The sequence below is a fragment of the Streptomyces sp. NPDC046308 genome (assembly GCF_055588065.1).
On record NZ_JBVJFB010000001.1, the window covers coordinates 617,758 to 631,816 of the forward strand.

15 protein-coding genes are annotated in these 14,059 nt (G+C 72.0%); 3 read left to right on the plus strand and 12 right to left on the minus strand.

The annotated features are described in order from the left end of the window. Positions 1–138: 138 nt before the first annotated feature. Positions 139–543 carry a hypothetical protein gene (locus ACZ6JT_RS02855; RefSeq protein WP_469206493.1) on the minus strand — a complete coding sequence of 135 codons (405 nt, stop codon included), beginning with the start codon at positions 541–543 and terminating at the stop codon, positions 139–141. Next, positions 543–1,685, minus strand: a complete 1,143-nt coding sequence (locus ACZ6JT_RS02860) for a molybdopterin-dependent oxidoreductase (protein ID WP_469206495.1) — start codon at positions 1,683–1,685, stop codon at positions 543–545. The genes ACZ6JT_RS02855 and ACZ6JT_RS02860 overlap by 1 nt, the downstream gene beginning before the upstream one ends. A 114-nt stretch (positions 1,686–1,799) precedes the next feature. Here ACZ6JT_RS02860 and ACZ6JT_RS02865 point away from each other — a divergent pair, with 114 nt between their 5' ends. Continuing rightward, positions 1,800–3,293 (plus strand): glycosyltransferase family 87 protein, encoded by a 1,494-nt coding sequence (locus ACZ6JT_RS02865; protein ID WP_469206497.1) that lies wholly within the window; start codon positions 1,800–1,802, stop codon positions 3,291–3,293. Here ACZ6JT_RS02865 and ACZ6JT_RS02870 read toward each other — a convergent pair. Beyond that, entirely contained in the window at positions 3,256–3,918 is a 663-nt protein-coding gene (locus tag ACZ6JT_RS02870) for a deoxynucleoside kinase (protein WP_469206499.1), read from the minus strand. The two genes, ACZ6JT_RS02865 and ACZ6JT_RS02870, sit on opposite strands and share 38 nt — an antisense overlap. A gap of 283 nt (positions 3,919–4,201) precedes the next feature. Next, complete coding sequence (locus ACZ6JT_RS02875; protein ID WP_469206501.1) at positions 4,202–5,452, minus strand: cytochrome P450; 1,251 nt, start codon at positions 5,450–5,452, stop codon at positions 4,202–4,204. 255 nt (positions 5,453–5,707) lie between these two features. On the opposite strand from ACZ6JT_RS02875, the gene ACZ6JT_RS02880 reads away from it, so the two are divergent. Beyond that, positions 5,708–6,364, plus strand: a complete 657-nt coding sequence (locus tag ACZ6JT_RS02880; protein WP_469206503.1) for a TetR/AcrR family transcriptional regulator — start codon at positions 5,708–5,710, stop codon at positions 6,362–6,364. Here ACZ6JT_RS02880 and ACZ6JT_RS02885 read toward each other — a convergent pair. Both ACZ6JT_RS02885 and ACZ6JT_RS02890 read right to left on the minus strand, forming a co-directional pair. Next, positions 6,261–6,767: a hypothetical protein gene (locus ACZ6JT_RS02885; protein ID WP_469206505.1), complete on the minus strand. Its 507-nt coding sequence runs from the start codon at positions 6,765–6,767 to the stop codon at positions 6,261–6,263. The genes ACZ6JT_RS02880 and ACZ6JT_RS02885 overlap by 104 nt on opposite strands. Positions 6,768–6,961: 194 nt before the next feature. Then, positions 6,962–8,554 (minus strand): serine/threonine-protein kinase, encoded by a 1,593-nt coding sequence (locus ACZ6JT_RS02890; protein ID WP_469206507.1) that lies wholly within the window; start codon positions 8,552–8,554, stop codon positions 6,962–6,964. Positions 8,555–8,725: 171 nt separating this feature from the next. Between ACZ6JT_RS02890 and ACZ6JT_RS02895 the strand changes: the two genes are divergently transcribed. Further along, a complete protein-coding gene (locus tag ACZ6JT_RS02895) occupies positions 8,726–10,639 on the plus strand; it encodes an FHA domain-containing protein (protein WP_469206509.1) in 1,914 nt (637 codons plus the stop codon). A gap of 163 nt (positions 10,640–10,802) precedes the next feature. On the opposite strand, the gene ACZ6JT_RS02900 is transcribed toward ACZ6JT_RS02895, so the two are convergent. The 6 genes from ACZ6JT_RS02900 to ACZ6JT_RS02925 all read right to left on the minus strand — a co-directional run bounded on the left by ACZ6JT_RS02900 (position 10,803) and on the right by ACZ6JT_RS02925 (position 14,005). After that, positions 10,803–11,210, minus strand: a complete 408-nt coding sequence (locus tag ACZ6JT_RS02900) for an SsgA family sporulation/cell division regulator (protein ID WP_469206511.1) — start codon at positions 11,208–11,210, stop codon at positions 10,803–10,805. A 149-nt stretch (positions 11,211–11,359) separates the two neighbouring features. After that, positions 11,360–11,590, minus strand: coding sequence for a DUF6479 family protein (locus tag ACZ6JT_RS02905; RefSeq protein ID WP_469206513.1), 231 nt, complete (start codon positions 11,588–11,590; stop codon positions 11,360–11,362). Positions 11,591–11,811: 221 nt separating this feature from the next. After that, positions 11,812–12,078, minus strand: a complete 267-nt coding sequence (locus ACZ6JT_RS02910) for a DUF4235 domain-containing protein (RefSeq protein WP_469206516.1) — start codon at positions 12,076–12,078, stop codon at positions 11,812–11,814. Further along, entirely contained in the window at positions 12,075–12,449 is a 375-nt protein-coding gene (locus ACZ6JT_RS02915; protein ID WP_469206518.1) for a DUF3618 domain-containing protein, read from the minus strand. Before ACZ6JT_RS02915 ends, ACZ6JT_RS02910 begins: the two co-directional genes overlap by 4 nt. Next, the gene (locus ACZ6JT_RS02920; protein ID WP_469206520.1) at positions 12,446–12,859 is read right to left on the minus strand and encodes a phage holin family protein; all 414 of its coding nucleotides are present in this window, start codon (positions 12,857–12,859) and stop codon (positions 12,446–12,448) included. The genes ACZ6JT_RS02915 and ACZ6JT_RS02920 overlap by 4 nt, the downstream gene beginning before the upstream one ends. Positions 12,860–12,958: 99 nt before the next feature. Next, positions 12,959–14,005 (minus strand): YihY/virulence factor BrkB family protein, encoded by a 1,047-nt coding sequence (locus ACZ6JT_RS02925; protein ID WP_469206522.1) that lies wholly within the window; start codon positions 14,003–14,005, stop codon positions 12,959–12,961. Between the last annotated feature and the right edge of the window lie 54 nt (positions 14,006–14,059).

The window sequence follows — 14,059 nt, forward strand, 5'->3', positions numbered from 1 at the left end:
GGGAAAAAGAGAGAGAGGAGTCGGAACCACCCCCCCCCCCACCAAACCAAGAAAGAAAAAAAAAAAAACAAACACAGTGAGAAAAAACCAACCCCCCCCCCCCCCCCCCACGGCGGTTCTTCGCGCGCGGCGAGCCGGTCAGGCGCGTCGGCCCCGCCTGCGCAGCACGGCACGCGTGCCGGCGTGGGCGAGGGTGAACAGCGCGATGGCCGTCATGGCGAGCAGCCAGTTGCGCGGGTAGTCCAGCGGCAGGACGGTGGGGTTGGCCACGCCTCCGGGGCGCAGGAGCGACGGCAGGGCGACCGCGGTCAGGGAGCCCGCGACGATCAGGGCCCCGCGCGGGATCCCTCGCAGGCGCAGCCCCGCCGCGGCGGCGAGGGCGCCGATCGCGAGCACGAGGGGGGCGATGAACGCGTCGTGCACCACGACCGCTGCGCCGAGCCAGACGGCGATCCGCCACGGCTCGGGCCGGCTGAGGAGCAGCCGGACACCCCAGGCCGCCGCCAGCAGCCCCAAGGCCCCCGTCACGTATCGCCCGTTCATCACGCGACCTCCAGTCGGCCGACCCATTTGGTCTGCAGGACGCCGGGCCGGTTCGGGGCGATGATCCGCGCCGGGTAGCCGTGGTCCAGGGACAGCACGGCGCCGTTGAGGCGCAGCGCGAGCAGCGTGAGCGGGTCCTGTGCGTACTGCCGGCCCATGTCCGTGACCCGGTAGGCGCCGGCCGCCTCCAGGGACACCACGCGAGCCCGCGATCCCGGGCCGCCGCCCGCGCGCTCCAGGAGGTCCCGTACGCGTACCCCGGTCCAGTGGGCGGACTTGCTCCATCCCTCGACGCAGGCGATGGGCAGGGTCACCTCGTGCTGCGTCATGGCGCGCAGCTCGTCCAGTGTCAGGGTGTACGGGCGGGGCCCGACGACGGTCAGCCGCCAGTCGGCCAGCGAGGCCTCGGTGACCCGCGCCGCGGCCGCCGTCCGGTTCACGGGGAGCCCCTGGACCCCGTGGTCGGGGCTGCGGGGGGCGAACAGTTCCAGCGAGCCGAGCGCGGTCACGGACTGTCCCACCGTCGTGAGCGTCACCGCTCCGACCGCGGCCGTGACGCCGAGGAGGAGGCGGCGCCGGTCCGGCCCGTCGGCCTCGGGCAGGGCGAGGGTTCCGGGGGAACGCGGTGTGAAGTGGTCCCGGATCTTCGGCCACTGCACGGCGACGTGCAGGAGCAGCGATCCGAGCAGGAGCCAGGCGACCGCGTAGTGCACGGCGACGAAGTCGAACGGCCAGGGATACCACTGGAAGGTGTTCAGCAGCCCGGTGAACAACTCGAACAGTCCGGCGGCGACGAGAACGGCCACCGAGATGCGCTCCAGTGCGTGGAGCACCGATCGCACCGGCGGCCAGGCGAACAGCCGCGGGTAAACCGCCCACAGCTTGGCCAGGAGCAGCGGGATCGCGGCGGTCCCGGACGCCACGTGCAGCCCCTGGGTGAGCCGGTAGCCCCAGGAGGGGCGGCTCGGCAGCCGATCGGCGAGCCATCCCGGCGGGTGCTGGAGGTAGTGGCTCAGTACTCCGGTCGCGAAACAGACGACCACGGCCAGGCCGAGCAGGCGGCCGATCGCGGTCGCGGTACGGGCGTCGTGCAGGCGCGCCCTGAAGGTGACGGGCGGCCCGGGAGGAAGGGTGAAACGCATGCCTCCATCACACCCCCGGCACGGCCCGCGCAGGTTGCCGGAACACCTTACGAAACACGGACGTCCGGGGCGCCCGCACGCAACGGAGGGCCGATTCCTGGAACGCTTCCGCAGGTGAAACCCCTTACCGCTGTCACCCCGCGGACCGCTCCCAGCGCGCGGACCGCGCCGGCCGCCACCGTCCTCGCCGTCGCCCTCGCCCTCGCCGCTCTGACGACGGTCCTCGTCCTCACCGTCCGGTACGGGGGCTACTTCAGCGATCCGGTCGGCCTGTTCTGGTGGTACGCGGCCTGCTGGGCGCTCTTCGCCGCGGCCCTGGCGGCGCTGCGCCGGGTCCCGGCCCGCCACGTCGCGTGGTTGATCACGGCCGGGGCCGTCGCCGTCACGGTGACCGGGCTGGTGGGGCCGCCGCGGACCAGCACCGACTCCTACCGCTACGCGTGGGACGGCCGCGTCCAGTCCGCGGGCGTCTCCCCCTACGACCACACCCCGCAGGACCCGGCGCTCGCCCGGCTGCGCGACCCGTGGCTCTTCCCCACGGCCGCCGCCTGCGCCGGCCCCGATCTCGCAGGTGTCCCGCACACCGGCGGCGCAGCCCACTGCACCCGCATCAACAGGCCCGCCGTCCACACCATCTATCCGCCCGTCGCCGAGGCCTACTTCCTCGTCGTCGACCAGCTCTCCCCGACGGGCAGTCGGCACAAGCCGCTCCAGACCGGCGCCGGACTCCTCTCCCTCGGCGTGACCGGAGCGACCCTGACGGTCCTTCGGCGGCGCGGCGGCGACCTCCGCAAGGCCGCGTACTGGGCCTGGTGCCCGGCCGTCCCCGTCGAGGCCGTGAACAACGCGCACGTCGACGTCCTCGGTGTCCTCCTCGCGGTCGCCGGCCTCGGCCTCGTGTCCGCCCGGGCCCTGACCCGGCGGGCGGCGGGCGGCCTGCTGATCGGGGCCGCCATCGCCACGAAACTGATGCCCGCCGTCGTCCTCCCGGGCGCCCTGTCAGGGGTCCGCCGCGTGCGCGACGCGGCCGCCGTGCTGCTGCCCGCCGCGTCCTTCGCCGTGCTCGCCTACCTCCCGTACGTCGTGCTCTCGCACGGATCGGTCTTCGGCTACCTCGGCGGCTACGTGCAGGAGGAGGGCTACGACGACCCCTCGGCCGGGTCCCGCTACGCCCTCCTGCGCCTGGTCCTGCCCGACGCCTGGGCGTTCCCCGTGCTGGTCGCCGTCGTCGCGGGCGTGTCCCTGTACGTGATGTGGCGCGGGGACCCGGGACGTCCGTGGAGCGGCGCCCTCCTGGTCACCGGCTGGGCCTTCGCCCTCCTCACGCCCGGCTACTCCTGGTACACGCTGCTCCTGGTCGCACTCGTGGCCTTGGACGGGCGCTGGGAGTGGCTGGGCTTCGCGTTCGCGGGCGCCGCGGTCTACGTGCTCGGCGCGACCTTCGGCCATCAGGCGGCGTTGAGCGACATCGCGTACGGGGCCGCGGCGGCCCTGGTCCTCGCCATGACCTGGCTGCGGCGGCACGCCCCGACGAAGACGGGTCCGGCCGCGGTGCCCGCGGGGAACGGCGTCAGGCGCGGAGCCTGGCCGCCGCCAGGGCGTCCTTGACCTCCCGCACCACGCGGGCCGCGTCCTCGGCGTTGTTCACCACGTCGGTGTTGTTCATGTCGATGATGAGGACCTCGCTGGCCGAGTAGTGCTTGTGCACCCAGTCGTCGTAGCCGGACCACAGCGTCCGGTAGTACTCGACGAGGCCCTCGTCCTGCTCGAAATCGCGGCCGCGGAGCCCGATGCGGTACAGCACCGTCTCGAAGTCCGCCTTGAGGTAGACCATGAGATCGGGTGCCTTGCGGTACGGCAGCCCGTCGATCTCGCGCATCATCTCGTTGAGCAGTCCGTCGTACACCTGCATCTCGAGGGAGCTGATCCGGCCCAGGTCGTGGTTGACCTTGGCGAAGTACCAGTCCTCGTAGATGGACCGGTCCAGGACGTTGTCACCCTGCTTGTACGCCTCCTTGATCGAGGCGAACCGCGTCTGGAGGAAGTAGAGCTGGAGCAGGAAGGGGTAGCGCTTCGCCTGGATCTCCTCGGGGCTCGCCGTGTAGAAGAGCGGGAGGATCGGGTTGTCTGCGACGCTCTCGTAGAAGACCTCGCTGCCCAGCTCCTTGGCGAGCAGTTCGGCAACGCTCGTCTTGCCGATCCCGATCATGCCTCCGACGCAGATCACTGACATACCTCACTTCTCCCTGGGTTTCTTCTGATCGCGGGCGGGTGGGCTGGACACCCCACACCGCTGAGACCTGTGCCGGCGGTCATCTGAATCCCAAAGATCTTCATGATCGGCGCCATGCGGTCCCTGTCCCGGACCGAGGCCCTGGCCCGGGCCCCCCTCCGCGACCGGCCGGACCGACCGTTCCGCGGTTGCCACGCACGGCGACGAATCCCCGCCCCGCAACCGCATCGAAGTTTAGACGACGCGACGCCCCGCCCGGGCCGAGCGCCCGCCCCCTCACGACTCAGGCCGGGCGGATGCCGTCGCAGGCGATCGGCAGGTGGCGCGGACCGCGCAGGACCGCGTTCTGGCGGTAGGGCGGCGGGTCCTCCAGCAGGCGCGGGTTCTCCAGCCGACGGACCAGCTCGCTCAGCGCCAGCTGCGCCTCCAGGCGTGCCAGCGGGGCGCCGAAGCAGCTGTGGATGCCGGTGCCGAGGCCGAGGTGCTGGATGTCCTTGCGGTCGGGGTCGAAGCGGTCCGGGTTCTCGAACCGCTTCGGGTCCCGGTTCCCGGACGCCAGGATCAGCGAAACCGTGGCGCCCTTGGGGATGTTCACCCCGGCCACCTCGATGTCGGCGAGCGTGCTGCGCCGGGGCAGCAGTTGCACGGGCGGTTCGTACCGCAGCAGTTCCTCGACGATCGGTACGGCCAGCCGCGGTTCCTCGCGCAGCCGTTGGAGGACGTCGGGGTGGCGCAGCAGGGTCAGCATGCCGTTCGTGATCAGGTTGACCGTGGTCTCGTGGCCCGCGATCAGCAGCAGCGCCGCGGTGCTGATGACCTCCAGCGTGCTCATGGACCCGTCCGGTTCCTCGCCGGCGGCCGCCAGTTGGGACAGCATGTCCTCGCCCGGGTTCTTGCGGCGCTCCTCGATCAGCCCCGCCAGGTAGAGGCCGAGCTCGATCTGCGCGTCGGAGGCGCCCTTCGACTTCTCGGCGGGGTCGGCGTCCGGGTCGGGGTCCAGGCTGGCGGCGATGGTGTCGGCCCAGCCGTGGAAGCGGGGCTCGTCCTCGTGCGGCACCCCCAGCAGCCGGCAGATCACCGTCACCGGGAAGGGGTAGGAGAACTGGTCGACGAGGTCGATCCGTTCCGGGGAGTGCGAGCCGGCGATGCCGTCGATGAGGCCGGTGACGATGCCGTCGAGCTCGCCGCGCATGTCGTGAACCCTGTGCGGGGAGTGCGGCGGTCCGAAGGGCCGGTTCGTGATGCGGCGCAGCCTGTCGTGGTCCGGCGGATCGAGCCTGATGAAGACGGGCGGCAGGGCCGAGTCGTCTCCTTCGTCCGGCGCCAGCGGGTCGCCCGTCGGATCCGCCAGATTGCGCGGGTCGGAGCTGATGCGCGGATCGTGCAGCAGGCTGTGGATCTCGTAGTAGGTGCTGACGACGTACGGCCCGTTCTCGTCGTGGAACACCGGCGTCCTGCGCAGCTCCTCGTACAGCGGGTACGGATTGGCGCGGCTGGCGTAGTCGACGATCTGCCGGAGCATGGCTCGACTCATGGCGTGTGCTCCTACGGCTCGCGGGATCGGGGCGTGGGAGAGAGCCCGGACCAGCGCCTCCGGGCCGGGCTTTCCCCAGCATGGCATGCGGGCCCCCGGCATCGCCTGCGGGGCGCCGGAGCCGCAGGTCACACCCTCACGCCGGTCCGGGCCCTCCGGTGCGTCCGCACCCCCGACAGGCCGTCGGCCGCCGCCGACACGGCTGCCTGCGGCTCGTTTGCGACAATGGCATCCCGCGAGGCCGGGAGGGGCGCAGTGAACCAGTCGACTCGACGACCACTTACCGAGGAGCACGCCGTGGACGGCCGCGCCGAGCGCGGCCGTCAGTCCCGGGTGAAGATCGCCGAGGCCGTGCTGTCCCTGCTCGACGACGGGGAGTCCAGCTTCCCCGCCGAGCGGGTGGCCGAGCGCGCGGGCGTGTCCCGACGCCTGGTGTTCCACCACTTCGCCGACATGTCCGAGCTGGTGGAGACGGCCATCACCCGACGGCTGGAGCAGCTGATCGAACGGATCAGGCCGCTTCCGACCACCGGTCCGCGGGCCACTCGGGTGGCGGCGCTCACGGAACAGCGCGCGCGGATCCTGGAGTGGATCACCCCGGCCCAGCTGACCCTGATGCGGCTGACGACACCGGGTGACCGCGTCGCCGAGGTCACCCGGGAGGTGCTGGACCTCGCCCGAGCGCGCCTGGCCGAGATCTTCGCGGAGGAGCTGGACCGTCTGCCGGCCTCCCGCAGGTCCGAAGTGCTCCACGGCCTGGACGCGGTGACGACGTGGGGCGCCTGGTACCACTGGCGCAGCAGCGGCCTCAGCGCCGAATCGGCCGCCCGCACCATGGAGACGGCCGTGCACGCCCTGCTCGCCGCCACCGACCTGCCCCCGGCCGACGGCCCACCCACCGCAGACGGCTGATCCCGCCTCGCGGGCTTTCCGGACGCGGCGCCGGTACGACCTGCCGGGCCGCCTTGGCGCCGTGCGACAGCCGGCCGTGCAGGGCGGGGCCGCCGACGGCCACCACGACGAACAGGAACGCGGCGGTGATCAGGGTCGCTTCCGAGAACCACAGGCCGGCCAGCCAGTCGACGAGCAGGGCCACGGCCACCAGGACCACTTTCCCCGCCACCAGGGCGAAGAACAGACCGCGGTCGAGCGGTGCCCTGCCGGAGCGGGCGAGACGGCGGCCGACGAAGCGTCCCGCCACGGTGACGCAGAGCACCACCAGGAGGACGCGCAGTGCGTGCTCCCAGGCGGGCATGTCGCCTCCGAGGACCCACACGGCGGCCACGGCTGCGCCCGAGGCGGCGTAGGCCGACACGCGAGCCGCCGAGGACCTGCACTGCCCGGTTCCACCACGACCTGCGCGGGCACGGTTCGGCCCGGCACACGCTCGGGCGGAGTGGACGGACATGTCTCGCCTTTCGTTACGGACAGCGAACAAATGTCATGAAGAGCAGCAAAACAAATTGCACTCCGAGTGTCATATCTTCGGACGCGCCTCGTCAAGCCCGGTCAGCCGGTGCAGGTGATCGAGAAGGGGACCGGGTTGGAGGTGGTGCGGGTGGGGCTCTGGAGTTCGACGGCCATTCCGGTGGTCAGGGTTCCGGCCTTCGCGTAGGTCGTCAGCCGCACCGTGTCGTGCCCGGCGGGGTTGGCCTTGTCCCCGATGGACATGGTGCGCCAGTGCGGATCCACCACCGAGCCGTCGCCGGACACCCAGCGGTAGGAGATCAGGGTGGGCTCGGAGGCGGTGAAGGTCGCGGTGAACGCCGGGGCCCGGCTCTCGGGGGTCGGGCACCTGCCGGTGTAGGTGGTGTTCGCACCCGCCACCGACATGCGTACGCCGCCCGCACCGGCGGTGGGGTCCTCGTCATTGCCGCTGAGGGCGTAGGCCACCCCGGCGGCGGCCAGTACGCAGGCGGCCGCGCCGGCCGCGGCGAAGGCCACCGTACGGCGCTTGCGGGGCGGGGAGGCGGGCGCGTGAGCGTCGGACGCGTGAGCAAGGGACGCGTGTGCGGGGGGCTCGTGCGTCGTCGCCGCCGCTGGCTCCGCGGGGGCGGCGGGTTCCGCCGGGGCCGCCAGGAGTCGGGCGGCGGTCGTGGTGGCGTCGGGTTCGTGAGCGATGCCCCGCAGGGCAGCGGCGGCTTCGGCGGCGGGCGTCCGCTCGGCCGGCTCCTTGCGGAGCAGTCCGGCGATGACCGGCGCGAGCGGGCCGGCCCGGGTCGGCTCCGGCGGTTCCTCGTCCACGACGGCCCGCAGGGTGCTCAGCGCGGTGTCCTGCCGAAACGGCGAGATCCCTTCCACGGCCGCGTACAGCAGCACGCCGAGGGACCACAGGTCCGACTCGGGGCCCGAGGGGCGCCCCAGCGCGCGCTCCGGCGGCAGGTACTCGGGGGAACCGACCACCTCGCCGGTGAGGGTCAGCGCGGTGCTGCCCTCGACCGCCGCGATGCCGAAGTCGCCGAGGACTACCCGTCCGTCCTCGGCGAGCAGCACGTTGGCCGGCTTCACGTCGCGGTGCTCCACCCCGACGGCGTGCGCGGCGCGCAGCGCGCTCAGCACCTGCGAGCCGATGTGGGCGGCGTGCCGGGGTGTGAGCGGACCCTCGGCGCGCAGCAGGTCGGCCAGGGACTGTCCGCGGACCAGTTCCATGACGATCCAGGGCCGGTCGTCCTCCATGACCACGTCGTGGACCGTCACCACGTTGCGGTCGGGTATGCGGGCCGCCGCCCACGCCTCCCGCTCCAGCCTGCTGTACATCCGCTCGATGTCGCCGGCCCGCAGGTGGGCCGGGACCCGTACCTCCTTGACGGCGACCTCGCGGTGCAGCGTCTCGTCCCGGGCCCGCCACACGGTGCCCATACCGCCCTCGCCGAGCCGGGACAGCAGCCGGTAGCGGCCGGCGATCAGCCGTTCCCCGCCCGAGGCACCCGGTGTGGCGTCGGTGGCGTCCGAGGCCGCGGTGGTGTCCGTGGCGGCGGTCGCGTCCGGCGCCGTGCCCGCGATGGTGTCCGCGAGCGTGGCCGTGCCTGCCGTCGTGGCCGTTTCTGCGGTGGCGGCCGATGGCGCGCTCTCCGTCACGGTCTCGGATTCCTCGTTGTACATGGGGGCGGTTCTCCTCTGATCGCCTACCGACGCCGACATCACGTACGCACCGCGCCTTCCGGTTCAACGAAGTGGCCGAAAATCTTCGGAAATGGTTGAACCGAACACCTTCGCGACGGCGTGTTGCTGTCGTACGAGGTGTCAGCAGGCGTCTTTTCCAAGGAGTGTGGAGTGGCTTCGGTCATCGTTGGAAGCACGGGTCCCTTCGCCGGGCAGAGCGTGGTCCTGGACGGCGAGCCCGTTGCCTTCGGGCGCAAGAGCGACAACACCGTCGTGATCGTCAGCGCCAGCGCCTCCCGGCTGCACGCCGAGATCCTCACCGAGGACGCCGGTCACGTCCTCTACGACCGGGACAGCCGGAACGGCACGTTCGTCAACGACCAGCGCGTCACGCGGCATGTGCTCCGTCCGAACGACCGCATCCGGATCGGCGATGAAACGTTCCTCTACGAGGCCCAGGACGCCATGGAGACGGTCATGGACCTCTCCCTCCTCGACGTGCCCCGGCCGAGCATCGCGGACCCCGGCACCCTGCGGGTCACCATCACCGGCGGCGGCCCGGTGGGCCTCGCCTTCGCCCTGGCCCTCGACGAGTTGCTGCCCGGGCGGACCGCCATCACCCTCTACGACGGGCGCTGGACCAGGAAGGGCTCCTCGGTCGTCTGGAAGGACGAGACCCAGGGGAACTTCCGCCGCCAGCAGGTGGTGACCGTCCAGAGCCGGCAGTACCTCGCCCTGCCCGAGGAAGTCCTCGCCGCGCTCTTCGACGACGACGGCGCCTACTCCGAGATGTGGCCCGTCGGCCCCGACTCGGTCGACGGCCGACCGCCCCGCAACATCCGGATCGCCCACATCGAGGACCGGCTGCTGGACCTGGCCGATCGGAAGCCCTCGATCCGGCTCGTTCCCAAGCGTTTCGACGTGGCGGACGAACAGAACCGGATCACTCAGGAACACGTCCTGGTCGTCGCCGAGGGCGGCCGCTCCCGCACCCGGGAGTACTACGCCGACCGGTTCGGCGCGGCCGACGCCTCGATCTACTCCCTCGACGGCGAACACCTCCAGGACATCGTGCTGGGGCTGCGCGTCAAGTCGAGCCTGCCGGACCCGATGAGCGTGCTGCTCACCGTGTCGCAGAACCGGTTCCTCCTCAACTCGCTGCGCGGCGAGGGCTTCCTCAACATGCGGCTCACCCGGGAGGAGACCAAGAACGTCATCGGCATCGACCCGGTCCGCCACGTCTTCGAGGAGTGCATCGCCACCCGCCCCTGCCTGATGAGCCGGCAGGAGGAGGACAACGAGTTCCGCTGCCCCACCCACGGCACCCTCTTCCTGCCCGCCCTCCTGCGCGGTTCCCCGCTGTGGAAGGAGATCCGGCAGGGGCTCAGCCTGTTCGGGGTGGCCGAGGAGGACCTGTCCGCGATCACCTCGTTCCGGCTGGACATGGTGCAGCGCCCGCGGTTCACCGCGCAGTTGCACCGCCCGACCGCGACCACCCCCGGCACCTACGGCTTCCTGCTGGGCGACGCGGCCAACGCCATCCACTTCTGGCCGGGCCGCGGCCTCAACAGCGGTCTCGCCTCGGCCACGTCGCTGGCCCGCTCGCTCAGCCGCGCCTGGCAGGGCAAGCCGCTGCGGGACGCCGACTTCATCCGGCACGAGGCGGCGATGTCCATGCTCCAGTACCGGCACAAGAGCCGGGCCTGGAACGCCATGGTGACCACCGACGAACAGGGCGTCACGCGCGCCATCAAGGACATCATCGCGCGCAGCGCGGAGGCCGGTGCCGGTGGCGCCGGATCCGGCGGCAGCGGCGGTAGCGACCTCGACGCACTGCTGGACCGGATGGCCGGAATCCGCGAACGGCTGGCACCCCGGATGCCCGGCCTGCCCGACGACGCGGAACTCCGCTCCCACCTCGCCTCGATCGCCCCGTCCACCCTCCGCACCCTGCGGGAGAGCGGCGCCTGGGACACCCTGATCGTCGGCGGCGAGGAGGCCGACATCGACCTCTTCTACCAGTCGGACTCCCCGGTCTTCGTCCCCCGTCCGACCGATCCCAGAAGCCCCTCCCCGGTCGCCTGAACCCCCAGGAGGCCGCGCCCCTCGGCCCCGGCCTCCTCGCCGGGGTGGGAACGCAGGATCCGCACGCGACGAGGAGCGGCACCGCGCGGGCGTTGCGGAAGTCCGCGGTGCCCGCGCCCCCGACACCTCCCCCGAGGCGGTTCAGGTGCGCGGGCTCCGCGGGTCAGCGAGCGAGGAGTTCGTCGAGGAGCCCGTCGAGGTCGAGGAACTCCTCCCCCGCACCGATGACGGCGTACGTCTGCTCCAGGAAATCCGTCAGCGCGCAGGCCTCGACGAAGAGCACGGCGTTCCCCTGCCCCTCGGGGCCGTACCCGCGCAGGGAGACACGGAGCTCCTCGCCGCCGGCGGCCGTGTGGGGGCCGAAGGTGACGTCTCCCTCGCCCACCGGACGGTGGAGCCCCTCGGCGAGCATCTGCCTGTCGAAGTGCCAACGGGCCAGTACGGCGGGGCCGTCGAGGAAGGTGGCCTGGACCACGTACGGATCCTCGGCGTCGTAGGAGAGACGGGCGTGGAGCGGGACAGCGCCCCACGGCGCGTCGAGGCGGGCAGCGATCAGAGCGGACGCGGACACACAGGACATCGACAAGCCTCCGGGATGGGCTGCACGTTTGCAGTCGTCTGCCCCGCTTCACCCCTTCCACACGGCCCCTTCGGGACTCTTGCGCGCTCGGGCGGCCTCCGGCTGGGCAGTGGGGGCCGCCCCAAGGGACGAGTGGCGCGTCACACGCGGGGGCCCTGGTCGCCGGCGTTGTCGTGCGGCGTCTGCCAGGAGTCCTCGCGCTGCCGCGCGGCGGGATTCTGCTCGGCCGGCCGGGCCGGGGGCCGGCGCCGCGCGTTGCGTCGGCTGCCGTACCAGAACGCGCCGAGCAGGAGGGCTACCACCACCACGCCCGCGAACACGAGGAGAAACGCTTCTTGACCTTCGGCTGCGAGGATTTCAGTAGGAGTCATGGCCCGCGCCTACCCGCATTCCGCGGGCCTACGGCCGTCTGCCCGGAATCCCCGCCGACGACCGAGCCGTGGCGCGGCTGAGGCGTGGCGCACCTGCCCCCCCCGGTGGCGCACCCGCCCCGGTGGCGCCGCCGTGCCGGGCGGCTTCGGGGAGGTGGCCGCCGTCGGAGCTGCCGTCGGAGCTGCCGTCGGACCGCCGTCGGGCCGCCGTCGGGGGCGGGTCAGCCCGGCCAGGTGCCCGTCATGCGCCGCGTGGCCACCGCGCCCGAGCGGTCGACCGCGGCCCTGACCACCGCGAAGATCGCGCCCTGGATGGCGGCGGCGATCAGGATCTCCTTCCAGGAGCGGTCTTCGTCCGTGGCGCTGGGGGCGTCGTCGTCGCCTTCGACGATCTTCCAGATCTGCTTGAACGCGGCCCCCGCGATCAGGCCGCTGACGGCGCCGAGGGCCAGCCCGACCGGCTTGTAGGCCACCTTGGACGCTTTCATCGGCTTCGACGGCTGCGCCGCACCAGTAGGAAAACGAGCAGGGCGGCGCCGGCCACGAGCAGCGGCGTGCGGTGGGCGCGCGCCGCCTCCGCGACCTGGCCGGCCTTGTGGAGAACCGGATCCGGTGTCGTGTCCTTCACCAGCTGCGCGGCGTGGTGCGTCCGCACCCGGATCTGGTCGGCGACCAGGGCGGTCTTCTCGGCGGCCTGTTCCTTGACGGCCGCTGTCCGCTCCCTCGCCTGCGCCTTGACGTCGGCCTTGGCGGCCAGCGCCTCGATGGTCTGCCCGAGCTCGTCACGGGTGTGCTCGACCTGCTCGCGCAGCTCCTCGGGGGCGGGGGTGCCGCTATCGGTTCGTGCTTCGTCGGTCATCGCTGCGCCTTCTCCTTGATCGCGGTCAGGTCGGCCTTGACGCTGCCGATGGTCTTCTCCGGGAGGGGGGCGCCGGCCTCGGACATCTGCTTCTTCCCGGCCAGGGCGGTCACCGCGGCGACCAGGGCCAGCACCGCCGTGAGGATCAGAGCCGACGCCCACACCGGGAGTACCAAGGCGAGGGCCGCGATGCAGGTCGCGACCAGTGCCTGGGCCGCCAGCATCCCGAACAGGCCCGCCGCGCCGAAGAAGCCGCCGCCCTTCCCGAAGCGCTTGCCCTTCTGCGTCATTTCCGCGCGGGCCAGCTGCATCTCCCCGCGAACCAGTTCCGAGATCTGTTGGGAGGCGCGCGTGACCAGCACGCTCACGGATTCATCAGTGCTGTGGGTCTGCCGCTCTATCGTGCTCATGCGGAGTTTCCCCCTTTACGATGCGCACGCTCTTGTCGTGGGGCGCCTACCCGGTAAACGAACGGGCACCCCCACCACGAGGAGATCTTCCGATTCCGGTCACTTCCCCATGCGGCGGCGGTCCCGGTCGCTCCAGGCGCGCGTCTCCCGGGGCCGGACGTACGGTTCCTCGCCCTCGGGCAGGCCGCCGGCCGTCGCCCGCTGGCGGGCGAGTTCCGCGTCGAACTCGAGCCCGAGGAGGATCGCCAGGTTGGTGATCCACAGCCAGACCAGGAAGACGATCACACCGGCGACCGTGCCGTACGTCTTGTTGTACGAGCCGAAGTTCGCGACGTAGAAGGCGAAGCCGGCCGAGGCGGCCATCCAGATCCCCAGTGCCAGGAAGCTGCCCGGAGTCACCCACCTGAACCCGCGGCCCTTGGTGTTCGGCGCCGCCCAGTACAGGAGCGCGATCATGATCGTGACGAGGAGCACCAGGACCGGCCACTTCGCGATCGACCACGCCGTCAGGGCGCTGTCGCCGATCCCCAGGGCGGTGCCCGCGCGCCGGGCCAGTCCGCCGCTGAACACGACGATCAACGCGCCGGCGCAGGCGAGGACCATCAGCGTGACGGTGAGCGCCAGACGCAGCGGCAGCACCTTCCACGCCGGACGGCCCTCGGGCATGTCGTAGACGGCGTTCGCGGAGCGGATGAACGCGGCCACGTAGCCGGAAGCGGACCACAGCGCCACGAGGAGTCCGACGACGGCCATCACCGACCCGATGCCGCTGCGGCCCTGCAGCTGCTCGACCGCGTCCCTGAGCACGTCCCGCGCGGAGCCGGGCGCCAGCTGCTGCAGCTCGTCCAACAGCCGCGCGGTCGTCGACGCCCCGGCGAGGCCCAGTAGGGAGACGAGGACCAGGAGGGCGGGGAAGAGCGCCAGCACCCCGTAGTAGGTGAGGGCCGCGGCGCGGTCGGCCAGCTCGTCGTCCTGGAACTCCCTGACCGTGCCGCGCACGACCGCTCTCCAGGAGCGTGCGGGCAGCTCCGAGAGCCGATCCGGGGCCCGCTCCTCGACCAGCTCGCTCGGGCCCGCGCCGGCGTTCCCCTCGGTCGCGGCACGCTCACGGTCGCCGCCCTGGCCTCGCTCCGGTACGGGTGTCATACCCGGCGGTTTTCCACGGCGGCGCCACTCATGCGCGTGAGGGGCCACGAGCGG